At 25.2% G+C, this 1468-nt stretch carries 2 pseudogenes; both read right to left on the reverse strand.

The features are described 5' to 3' along the window. Positions 1–965, reverse strand: a pseudogene (locus IC213_RS20410) (tail fiber domain-containing protein); the annotation flags it as partial. Further along, positions 965–1468, reverse strand: a pseudogene (locus tag IC213_RS20415) (hypothetical protein); the annotation flags it as partial. The pseudogenes IC213_RS20415 and IC213_RS20410, both read right to left, overlap by 1 nt.

A 1468-nucleotide genomic window follows, 5' to 3' on the forward strand; every position in this document is an offset into this window, starting at 1 on the left:
GTAGCATTTATTTGAGAAAATTCCTCTGAAACACTTCCACCCATACCTTTAAGAAATACACCATCAAGAGTATTTTTTAGTTCATTAACCTTTAAATTATACTTTGCGAATCCATTTGTAACTAGAATTACATCTGAAGGAGTGATTATATTATCAGATATAACTGAATTAATTATTGTTTTAAGATTATTATGTGTATTGTCTAAAGCTGTTTTAGAAGTATTAATTGCAGCAATACTTGTACTATCACTATTTGATTGGCATCTATCAATTATTTTTTGTATTTGAGTATATAAACTTGTTTTATCTGTATTCAATAAGTTTATTTCAGTCTCTATTTGAGCTTTTTCAATATCTGTGACTTCATCATCTTTAAAATATTCATTGATATTAGAATTAAATAATCCTAAATCAGAGTTAAGTTTAATTATAAGTTTATTTGTATCTTCTCTTAACTTAGTAAGTTCACTAGAATCATTAAAATTTTTAGTTACTTCCTTTACAAATATATTTATATTATCTGCTTTTTGGTCTATAACTGAGATATTTTCTTTTATGTTTTTAGCATCTTCCTGTATAGCCCCAACTGTTTGGTGTATTCCATCTATATCTTTTTCTACAATTATAAATCTATCTCCAAATTCTTTATCTGTCTCATATAAAGCATAGATATCTTTTTGTATATTTTTCTTTGCATCTCCATCATAGCTTATACTAAATATATCACTATCATTAGGTACTTCAGTATGGATTCCATTATCATTTATAACTATTAAAAACCTTTTATTACTTCTATCCAACATCAAGTTAGAAGTTTCAAGCTTATAAGGATTATCTACATTCCAGTATATATACTTTCTATTTGTTGATTCATCCTGTACAGTATAAACTTCTTCATTATAAGTCACTATACACCCTGTTATTCTTATATAACTTAGTGTATAACTATTATCATATATTGCCATTAAGACACCACACTTTCTGGAACATTCATTCTATTGAATTTTTGTCTATTGAGTAAGTACTTTTTCTTATTAACTGAATCCATAGTATGTTTTGATTTAGTTAAATAATCAGAAATAGTTCTTGTATTATCTTCCTTTAATTTCTTATTAGATAAATCCAAATTTAAACTTCCATCTTTAAAGTTTTGTGTATATCCAACAAAATATATTATATCTTCAGTATTTTCATTTCTATCATAAAATATAATTATGTCTCCTACACTTAATGATCCATTCCAATGTTGTCTAAACTCCATATTAATAATTCTACTTAAAAAATTAACAGAGTCTATTGTCCAATCAATAGTTGGCCTACATTTAAGTTCTAACTCTCTTTCACCTGTTTTAATTAAGTCTTCAACCTCCAAAAATGAATCATTTGTATAAGTATCACAATAAATAAATTCTTTTAATTCTTCTAGTAATATTTCATTAAAAATTAATTGTCCATTTTCATTAGTTGC

This window comes from Clostridioides sp. ES-S-0049-02 (genome assembly GCF_020658465.1).
GTDB lineage: Bacteria > Bacillota > Clostridia > Peptostreptococcales > Peptostreptococcaceae > Clostridioides.